The 9713-nt window shown below is 68.3% G+C and carries 9 protein-coding genes; all 9 read left to right on the top strand.

The annotated features are described in order from the left end of the window. The first annotated feature begins 143 nt into the window (after positions 1 to 143). The gene (locus G4H71_RS00840; RefSeq protein WP_072737853.1) at positions 144 to 782 is read left to right on the top strand and encodes a cell division protein FtsQ/DivIB; all 639 of its coding nucleotides are present in this window, start codon (positions 144 to 146) and stop codon (positions 780 to 782) included. Between the two features lie 218 nt (positions 783 to 1000). Further along, positions 1001 to 2218: a cell division protein FtsZ gene (ftsZ, locus tag G4H71_RS00835; protein ID WP_072737737.1), complete on the top strand. Its 1218-nt coding sequence runs from the start codon at positions 1001 to 1003 to the stop codon at positions 2216 to 2218. Then, the gene (pgeF, locus tag G4H71_RS00830) at positions 2215 to 2928 is read left to right on the top strand and encodes a peptidoglycan editing factor PgeF (protein ID WP_072737738.1); all 714 of its coding nucleotides are present in this window, start codon (positions 2215 to 2217) and stop codon (positions 2926 to 2928) included. Before ftsZ ends, pgeF begins: the two co-directional genes overlap by 4 nt. Continuing rightward, the gene (locus G4H71_RS00825) at positions 2925 to 3698 is read left to right on the top strand and encodes a YggS family pyridoxal phosphate-dependent enzyme (protein WP_246442652.1); all 774 of its coding nucleotides are present in this window, start codon (positions 2925 to 2927) and stop codon (positions 3696 to 3698) included. The genes pgeF and G4H71_RS00825 overlap by 4 nt, the downstream gene beginning before the upstream one ends. A gap of 71 nt (positions 3699 to 3769) precedes the next feature. Then, the gene (locus G4H71_RS00820) at positions 3770 to 4447 is read left to right on the top strand and encodes a cell division protein SepF (RefSeq protein WP_072737739.1); all 678 of its coding nucleotides are present in this window, start codon (positions 3770 to 3772) and stop codon (positions 4445 to 4447) included. Positions 4448 to 4557: 110 nt separating this feature from the next. Next, positions 4558 to 4860, top strand: coding sequence for a YggT family protein (locus tag G4H71_RS00815; RefSeq protein ID WP_072737740.1), 303 nt, complete (start codon positions 4558 to 4560; stop codon positions 4858 to 4860). Positions 4861 to 4962: 102 nt separating this feature from the next. After that, on the top strand, positions 4963 to 5766 hold the full coding sequence (gene wag31 / locus G4H71_RS00810) for a DivIVA-like cell division protein Wag31 (RefSeq protein ID WP_072737741.1): 804 nt from the start codon (positions 4963 to 4965) through the stop codon (positions 5764 to 5766). A 90-nt stretch (positions 5767 to 5856) separates the two neighbouring features. Continuing rightward, the gene (locus G4H71_RS00805) at positions 5857 to 6192 is read left to right on the top strand and encodes a hypothetical protein (RefSeq protein WP_169847143.1); all 336 of its coding nucleotides are present in this window, start codon (positions 5857 to 5859) and stop codon (positions 6190 to 6192) included. Positions 6193 to 6434: 242 nt separating this feature from the next. Then, on the top strand, positions 6435 to 9584 hold the full coding sequence (gene ileS, locus G4H71_RS00800) for an isoleucine--tRNA ligase (RefSeq protein WP_072737743.1): 3150 nt from the start codon (positions 6435 to 6437) through the stop codon (positions 9582 to 9584). Positions 9585 to 9713: the final 129 nt, after the last annotated feature.

Genomic DNA, 9713 nt, shown 5'->3' with positions numbered 1-9713 from the left:
CGACGTCCCGGTCCGGCTCGGCCTCGAGGTCGGCTGCGACGGCGCGCGCGGATTCGGGCCGAGGTCCGTCCCGGCGACGCGTCGAGCATGGTGCGGACCGACCCGCGCCCGAGCGGCGCCCGTGGTACCGCCGGGTGCCGGTACTGGTGGCGCTCGTCGTCGCGGTGGTCGGTGGACTCGTCGCGGCTGCCTGGTTCACGCCCGTGCTGGCGGTGCGGACCACGGAGGTGGTGGGCGTCGTGGAGCTGTCCGAGCAGGAGGTGCTCGCGGCGCTGGATGTTCCGCCGGGGCAGCCGTTGCCGAGGGTGGACACCGGCGGTGCGGCGGCTCGGGTGGCGGCGATCCCGAAGGTCGCCTCGGCGCGGGTCCAGCGCATCTACCCGTCGACGATCCGGGTGACGGTCACGGAACGGATGCCGGTGGTCTTCACCGAGCATCCCGACGGAACGCACCTGCTGGACGGGGAAGGTGTGGACTTCGCGGTCGCGCCGCCACCTCCGGGGCTGCCGAAACTCGTGGCGGATGCCCCGGGGTGGGGTGATCCGGCGACGGCGGCGGCGCTCGAGATCCTGGAGGCGATGCCTCCGCAACTGCGGGAGCAGGTCGGCGAGGTTGCCGCACGGTCGATCTCGGACGTGTCGGTCACGTTGCACGACGGCCGGATCGTCATGTGGGGCGGCACCGATCAGTCCGCCCGCAAGGGTGCGGTCGCGCTGCCGCTGCTCACGCAGCCGGGACAGACGTACGACGTGTCGAGTCCGGACCTGCCGACGGTGCGATGACGACGGCACGGAGGCGGGACGCAAATTCCCGGAACTGCCTCGGCGCGCCTAGTGGCGGATCACTGCGACGGTGCATAGCGTTTCGCACAGTCGAGTACTTGACATAACCATAACCCTGTGGTTGAGGTTGAGACTTGAGGGACTCGGCGGAAAGTGATCAGAAGGCAAGAAGTGATCTGTACCAGAGCGCGACACACACTCACGGAAGGCGAGAGCCGATGACGCCCCCGCACAACTACCTCGCCGTAATAAAGGTCGTCGGCATCGGCGGCGGCGGCGTGAATGCTGTCAACCGGATGATCGAACAGGGACTCAAGGGAGTCGAGTTCATCGCGGTCAACACCGACGCCCAGGCACTCCTCATGAGCGACGCCGACGTCAAACTCGACGTCGGTCGCGAGCTGACCCGCGGCCTCGGTGCCGGCGCGGACCCCGAGGTGGGACGCAAGGCCGCCGAGGACCACAAGGACGAGATCGAAGAGGTGCTCAAGGGCGCCGACATGGTGTTCGTCACCGCAGGCGAGGGTGGCGGAACCGGGACCGGTGGCGCACCCGTCGTGGCGAGCATCGCGCGCAAGCTGGGTGCACTCACCGTCGGTGTCGTCACCCGTCCGTTCTCGTTCGAGGGCAAGCGCCGTGGCGGCCAGGCCGACACCGGGATCCAGTCGTTGCGGGAGTCCTGCGACACGCTCATCGTGATCCCCAACGACCGCCTGCTCCAGCTCGGCGACGCCGCGGTCAGTCTGATGGATGCCTTCCGCTCCGCCGACGAGGTGCTCCTCAACGGTGTCCAGGGCATCACCGATCTCATCACCACACCCGGTCTCATCAACGTCGACTTCGCCGACGTCAAGGGCGTCATGTCCGGCGCGGGAAGCGCGCTGATGGGGATCGGTTCGTCGCGAGGCGAGGGCCGCGCGATCAAGGCCGCCGAGGCGGCGATCAACTCGCCGCTGCTCGAGGCGTCGATGGAAGGCGCCCGCGGGGTGCTGCTGTCGATCGCCGGTGGTAGCGATCTCGGTCTCTTCGAGATCAACGAGGCCGCCTCGCTGGTGCAGGAGGCCGCCCACATCGACGCCAACATCATCTTCGGAACGGTCATCGACGATTCCCTCGGCGACGAGGTCCGGGTCACGGTCATCGCCGCCGGATTCGACGGGGGGACCCCCGCCCGTCGTCCGGTCGAGGCCGAGCAGCGCCAGGGTGGGCAGGCGCAGCAGGGCCAGGCGGGCCGCAACGCGATCGGCGTGGGCCGGGCCGGCGAGATCGGTCGCCCCGCGACAGGTGCCGAACAGCCGGAACCGGTCTCGGTGACCCGGGAGACCATCGGTTCTTCGGGCAGCACCCTGCCTCCGCTCGGGAACTCGGGGCGCGCACCCGTCTCCGACGAGGACGGCGAGGACGACGTCGACGTTCCCATCTTCATGCGCCGGTGACCGCACGGGTTCGGCGGGTCGTCACCTCGCGTGCCGGCGGGGTGTCGGCCGAACCGTACGGCTCGTTCAATCTCGGTGACCATGTCGGCGACGATCCCGCTGCGGTCGCAGCCAACCGGGCGCGGCTCGCCGGACGGATCGGGGTCGAGCCCGACCACCTGATCTGGATGGAGCAGATCCACAGTCGCACCGTGACCGTGGTGTCCGAGCCCAGGTCCACGCCGGTCGAGGCGACCGACGCGCTGGTGACCGCGGTTCCCGGTCTCGCACTCGCGACGCTCAGCGCCGACTGTGTGCCGCTGTTGCTCTCCGACGACGAGGCGGGCGTCATCGCGGCCGCCCATGCCGGGCGGGTGGGTGCGCGCATCGGGATCGTCCCGCGCGTGCTCGAAGCGATGGTCCGGCAGGGCGCGCGTCTGGACCGGATCGGCGTGCTCCTCGGGCCTGCGGCCAGTGGTCGGCAGTACGAGGTGCCGGTCGGTATGCAGGCGGACGTCGAAGCGCATCTGCCCGGCAGTGCCGTGCGTACCGAGAAAGGCACTCCGGGACTCGACCTGCGTGCCGGGATCCGCAGGCAGCTGCTCGCCGCCGGGGTCGCGGGGGTGGCCGAGGACCCGCGGTGCACGATCGAGGACCAGTCCCTGTTCAGTCACCGGCGGGGTGCGCCGACCGGTCGGCAGGCGGCGGTGATCTGGATGGAGCCCTCGTGAACGAGGGGCTGGACGCGGTGAGCCCGGGCGGTGCCCACGGGGCGACCGACCGTGTCCGCGAGGTCACCGCCGCGCTCACTGCGGCGCGCGCGCGACTCGAACGGGCGTGCCGGGCGGCGGGGCGCGACCCGGAGTCCGTGACGCTGTTGCCGGTCACCAAGTTCTTTCCCGTGTCGGACGTCCGCATCCTGTACGACCTCGGTTGCCGCCACTTCGGTGAGTCGCGGGAGCAGGAGGCGGCGGCCAAGATCGATCAGTTCCGCGCCGCGGTCGACGACGCGTCAGTCCGGTGGGACATGATCGGAAATCTGCAGCGGAACAAGGCCCGTGGGGTGGCGCGGTGGGCGAGTGCCGTCCACTCGGTGGACAGCGAGCGCCTGCTCGCCGCGCTCGACCGGGCTGCCACCGCGTCCCGCGAGGCAGGGGAGCGTACGGATCCGCTCGACGTCTTCGTCCAGGTCAGCCTGGACGGCGACCCGGAGCGTGGTGGCGCCCCGCTGCCGGAGCTGGAACGGTTGGGAACGCGTGCCGAGGAGGCACCGAATCTGCGACTGGTCGGCCTGATGGCGGTTCCCCCACTCGGCTCGGACGCCGAGACGGCATTCGCGGAACTGCAACGGGTACACCGGGATTTCGTGCGAGCTTTTCCGAATGCGACGCAACTCTCAGCCGGCATGACGAATGATCTGGAACACGCTGTCCGGTACGGATCCACGTGCGTGCGTGTCGGAACCGCGCTGCTCGGTTCCCGCCCGATAACCTCGACGTGATTGCCGAACTCGAGCTCGTAGCCCGTGCCGAAGGTGATCGCCCAGCCCGTCGCGCCAAGGAAGGTCGATCAATGAGCAGTCTGCACAAGTTCAAGGCGTACTTCGGCATGGTGCCTCTCGACGACTACGAGGACGACTACATCGACGTTCCCGAGCAGTCGCGGCGGCCGGCCCGTGGACCGCGCGACGGCCGCGACCCGTATCTCGAGCGCGACGATCGGGAGTTCGCGGAACCTGCTTTCGGCCCGGCCTATTCGGCCCCGCGGCGTGACGAGCGCGACGATTTCGACCGTGAGGACTTCGACCGCTACGACGCCGGTGCCCGGCACCCCTCGCGGGTGGAGCCGATCGGCTCCCGGGGCCCACGCACGAGTGCGGCGTCGCCTGCCCGTGCGGCGCGCCTGGCGGGAGGCGACACCCGCTCTGACCGTGACGCCCGGCGAGGCTCGCTCTTCGACGAGGGCGGACCGCTCTCGAAGATCACCACCCTCCGTCCCCGCGACTACTCCGAGGCGCGCACCATCGGCGAGCGTTTCCGGGACGGCACTCCGGTCATCATGGATCTGGTCGAGATGAGCAACGCGGACGCCAAGCGTCTGGTCGATTTCGCGGCCGGCCTGGCATTCGCGCTGCGCGGATCGTTCGACAAGGTCGCGACGAAGGTGTTCCTGCTCTCGCCCGCGGACATCGACGTGTCGGCGGAGGAGCGCAAGCGTATCGCCGAGACCGGTTTCTACAGTCAGAAGTAAGTTCGTGTGCAGCTGATCCTGCCCCTGGCGGTCCCGGCTGCACCGATCGGCATGTTCTCGTACGGGCGTGCCGTTTTGATCGGCGGCCTGTTCTCAGGCAGAGTGGGCGCGTGGCCTTGTTCCAGGTTCTGTATCTGATCCTCTTCGTCTTCTGGCTGCTTCTGATCGGCAGGATCATCGTCGAGTTCGTCCGCACGTTCGCGCGTGACTGGCGCCCGACCGGATTCGTGGTCGTCATTCTGGAAGCGGTGTTCACCGTCACCGACCCGCCGGTGAAATTGTTGCGCCGTATCATTCCGCCGCTCAATCTGGGTGGGGTGCGCCTGGACCTGTCGATCATGGTCCTGCTGTTCCTCGTTTTCATCCTGATGTCGATCGTTCAGGGGCAGGCCCGAGCCACCGGTTTCGTGTGACACAATGGTGACCATTGACCTTGTGACGGAACGTGAGCGCGTAGACTGCCTTTAACTGAATGCTTGCTCGACCGCCAAAATGATGCGTGAAGGGATCCTTCCATGCCGCTGACACCAGCTGATGTGCACAACGTAGCGTTCAGCAAGCCTCCGATCGGAAAGCGTGGCTACAACGAGGACGAGGTGGATGCCTTCCTCGACCTCGTGGAGCAGGAGCTCTCGCGGCTGATCGAGGAGAACGCGGACCTCCGCCAGCGGGTGGGTGAGCTCGACAAGGAGCTCTCGGACGCCAAGAAGGCGCCCCGCCAGCCGGCTGCCGCGGCACCGGCCCCCGCTCCGGAGCCCGTGCGGGCCCCCGAGCCGGTCAAGGCCGCAGCCCCGGTCGCCCCACAGCCCTCCGGCGCGCAGAGTGCCGACGCCCACATGCAGGCCGCGAAGGTCCTGGGCCTGGCTCAGGAGATGGCAGATCGCCTCACCAGTGATGCGAAGGCGGAGTCCGAGCAGCTGCTCGGCAACGCCCGGGCCAACTCCGAGCAGCTGGTCAGCGACGCCCGTTCGCGTGCCGACTCCATGGTCGCCGAGGCGCGCCAGAAGTCGGACGCCCTCCTCAGCGACGCGCAGACTCGTTCGGAGACGCAGCTTCGCCAGGCGAAGGAGAAGGCCGACGCCCTCCAGGCGGACGCCGAGAAGAAGCACACCGAGATCATGGCCACCATCAACCAGCAGCGGTCGGTGTTGGAAGGCCGGATCGAGGTCCTCAAGACCTACGAGCGCGAGTACCGCGTGCGCCTGAAGTCGTACCTGGAGTCGCAGCTCGAGGAGCTCGAGCAGCGCGGATCGGCGATGCCCGCCGACGGGGGCCAGGATTCGTTCAGCCAGTCGTCGTACGCGAAGGGCGGCAACTGACCGGACGGCCGGCTTTCGATCCGTCGCTTACGGGTGTGTCCGCTTTCGGGTGTGTCTCGGACGGAGGATCGAGGTGCAACAGTGCTGGTCGTGACGTTGGTGTTGGCGGCAGCGGGATTCGCACTGCTGGTCGTCGCACTGATGACGGGTTCGGTGATCTGGGCCTGGGGCTGCATCGTGGTGTGTGTGATCGGTGCGGTCGTCCTGCTGATCAGTGCACTGGCAGGTAAGCGGGCTCCGATCGACGAGGTCGAGTCGGGGCGGGAACCGCGGCACGCGAGGCCGTCGGGCTCCGCGCATCGGTCGGGCCCCACTCACTCGTCCGGTCCCACCCACTCGGCCGAGGCGGAACACGACACCGGGACGGCACCTCCGTCCCCGCCCGCCGAGGGGAGTGATCCGTCGGCCGCCGACGGGGAGCGTTAAGATGGTGTTCGGCGTCGATCCGGCTATCACCGGGGAGCCTTCGGAAGAACGGTCTCGCGGCCACGGCCGCACGGCTCAGTAGAACCGAACGGGTGGGCCCGTCACAGCCCGTGAAGGAGTGGCGTCCCCGGTGTGATCACACCGATCGGGGCGCAAGCGGGGTGGTACCGCGGTGGCGAGCGCACGATGCGCCGTCCGTCGTCCCCGTGCCGGAGTCACACGAGGCACGAGGAGTATCGACGGTGAGTGACAGCAGCGGTCCCGGCAATTCGACCGGCAGCGGCCCGGCCGGCTCCTATCCGAAGGTGGACTACGGCGTCCCGAAGGATGCGGGTGTCCGGTTCCCCCAGCTCGAGGCGAAAGTACTGGCGGATTGGGCGGCCGACGACACCTTCCGTGCGTCGGTGGCGAACCGGAAGGACGACCCCGAGTTCGTCTTCTACGACGGCCCGCCGTTCGCCAACGGACTCCCGCACTACGGTCACCTGCTCACCGGCTACGTCAAGGATCTGGTGCCGCGCTACCAGACGATGCGTGGCCGGAAGGTGGAGCGGCGTTTCGGGTGGGACTGCCACGGGCTCCCGGCCGAACTCGAGGCCGAGAAGCAACTCGGCATCAAGGACAAGTCGCAGATCGACCAGATGGGCCTGGCCGAGTTCAACGCGTACTGCAAGTCCTCGGTCCTGCGGTACACCGACGAGTGGCGCGACTACGTGACGCGGCAGGCCCGGTGGGTCGACTTCGACAACGACTACAAGACCCTCGATCTGGACTTCATGGAGTCCGTGATGTGGGCGTTCAAGGCGCTGTACGACAAGGGGCTCATCTACCAGGGCTTTCGGGTGCTCCCGTACAGCTGGTACGAGCAGACCCCCCTGTCGAACCAGGAGACCCGGCTCGACGACGCCTACAAGATGCGCCAGGATCCGGCCGTCACCGTGGCGATGCCGCTGTCCGCGCCGGACTCGGTGCTCGACGGCGCCGCCGCGCTGATCTGGACCACGACACCGTGGACGCTGCCGTCGAACCTCGCGGTCGGAGTGCATCCGGACGTCGCGTATGTGCAGGTCGCGGTGGACGGTGCGCGGTACGTGCTGGCGAAGGACCGGCTCGCGCACTACGCCCGGGAACTCGGCGACGCCCCCGAGGTGCTCTCCGAGCATCGGGGAAGTGATCTGGTCGGGCTCGCCTACGAGCCGCCGTTCGACTTCTTCCTGGGGCGGGCGAACGCGCATCGGGTCATCGCCGCGGATTACGTCACGACAGACTCCGGTACCGGTGTCGTCCATCTGGCGCCCGCGTTCGGTGAGGAGGACATGGACGTCGCGACGGCGAACGGCATCGAGATCGTCCAGCCGCTCGACCCGGGCGGCCGTTTCACCTCGATGGTTCCCCCGTACGAGGGGCTCCAGGTCTTCGACGCGAACCCGGTCATCATCAAGGACCTCAAGGTTGCCGGAAAGTTGCTGCGGCACGAAACCATCGAACACTCCTACCCGCACAGCTGGCGCAGCGGTCAGCCGCTGATCTACATGGCGGTGCCGTCGTGGTTCGTGGCAGTGACGAAATTCCGGGATCGGATGGTCGAGCTGAACCAGGAGATCACCTGGGTGCCCGAGCACATCCGAGACGGACAATTCGGGAAGTGGCTCGAAGGTGCCCGGGACTGGAACATCAGCCGCAACCGGTACTGGGGAAGTCCGATCCCGGTCTGGGTGTCCGACGACCCGGCGTATCCACGGATCGACGTCTACGGTTCGCTCGACGACCTCGAGCGCGATTTCGGCGTGCGCCCGGACGATCTGCACCGGCCGATGATCGACGACCTCGTCCGGCCGAATCCGGACGATCCGACCGGGCAGTCGACGATGCGCCGGGTGCCCGAGGTGCTCGACTGCTGGTTCGAATCCGGATCCATGCCGTTCGCGCAGGCGCACTATCCGTTCGAGAACCGCGAGTGGTTCGAATCCCACTTCCCGGGCGACTTCATCGTCGAGTACAACGGGCAGACGCGCGGCTGGTTCTACACGCTGCACGTGCTGGCCACCGCGCTCTTCGACAGGCCGGCGTTCGAGACGGTCGCCGCGCACGGCATCGTGCTGGGCGACGACGGGCTCAAGATGAGCAAGTCCAAGGGCAACTACCCGGACGTCAACGAGGTGTTCGACCGGGACGGCTCCGACGCGATGCGCTGGTTCCTCATGTCCTCGCCGATTCTGCGGGGCGGGAACCTCGTGGTCACCGAGCAGGGCATCCGGGAAGGCGTCCGTCAGGCGATCCTGCCGCTGTGGAACGCGTGGAGCTTCCTTCAGCTCTACGCCCCGGAATCCGGTGAGTGGCGGACCGACTCGACCAACGTCCTGGACCGGTACATCCTGGCCAAGCTGGCGGCGACCCGAGATTCCCTCACCGAGGCGCTCGACCGCATCGACATCGCCGGCGCGTGCGACGAGTTGCGTACCTTCTGCGATGCGCTGACCAACTGGTACGTGCGGCGTTCCCGCACCCGCTTCTGGGACGAGGACAAGGAGGCGATCGACACTCTGCACACGGTCCTGGAGGTCGTGACCCGGCTCGCGGCGCCGATGCTGCCGATGGTCGGCGAGGTGATCTGGCGCGGCCTGACGGGCGAGCGGTCGGTCCATCTGGCGGACTGGCCCGCATCCGGGGATCTGCCTGCGGATCCGGAGCTCGTGGCGTCGATGGACGACGTGCGTTCGGTGTGCTCGACGGTGCTGAGCCTGCGCAAGGCCCAGAACCTTCGGGTGCGGTTGCCGCTGCCCGAGGTCACCGTCGCCGCGGAGGATGCGGACCGGATGCGTCCGTTCCTCGGCCTGATCGCCGACGAGGTCAACGTGAAGAAGGTGGACCTCACGGACGACGTGGACGTGCACGGTCGGTTCGAGATCGTGGTCAATGCCCGCGCCGCGGGCCCGCGTCTGGGCAAGGACGTGCAGACCGTGATCAAAGCCGTCAAGGCGGGGGACTGGTCGGAGAACGCGGACGGAACCGTGGTGGCGGCGGGTATCGAGTTGCTGCCGGCCGAGTTCACCCGGCGACTGGTGGCTGCCGAACCGGAGTCGACCGCCGCACTGCCCGGCGGCGGTGGCCTGGTGGTCCTCGACTCGGTGGTGACGGAGGAACTCGAGGCCGAGGGGTGGGCCAAGGACCGGATCCGGGAGCTGCAGGACGCCCGCCGCGCAGGTGGGCTCGAGGTGTCCGACCGGATTCGTGTCGTGCTCGAGGTCCCGGCCGAGCGGGTCGACTGGGCGCAGCGCCACCGCGATCTCATCGCCGGCGAGATCCTGGCCACCGAACTGGAATTCGGCCCGGCCGGCGCCGGTGCGGTCGATCTCGGTGAGGGCGTGCGGGCGACGGTCACCAAGGTCTGACACACCGAGACGCTGTAGCTCGCCCCACCGCCTCTCGCACCCTGCCCTCCTCACCCCGCCCTCCTCCAGGGTGACGGGACCCTTCGCCTCGTCAGACCGGGCGAATGGTCCCCTCACCCTGGGAGGGGA

It is taken from the genome of Rhodococcus triatomae, from assembly GCF_014217785.1.
Lineage (GTDB): Bacteria > Actinomycetota > Actinomycetes > Mycobacteriales > Mycobacteriaceae > Rhodococcus_F > Rhodococcus_F triatomae.
Note: the sequence above shows the minus strand (reverse complement) of the source record. Positions and strands in the feature narration are given on the sequence as shown.

What these genes read in the sequence shown, in the direction of transcription:
- wag31 (WP_072737741.1), top strand. Translation starts at nt 4,963, where the DNA reads ATGCCGCTGACACCAGCTGATGTGCACAACGTAGCGTTCAGCAAGCCT.
- G4H71_RS00820 (WP_072737739.1), top strand. Translation starts at nt 3,770, where the DNA reads ATGAGCAGTCTGCACAAGTTCAAGGCGTACTTCGGCATGGTGCCTCTC.
- ftsZ (WP_072737737.1), top strand. Translation starts at nt 1,001, where the DNA reads ATGACGCCCCCGCACAACTACCTCGCCGTAATAAAGGTCGTCGGCATC.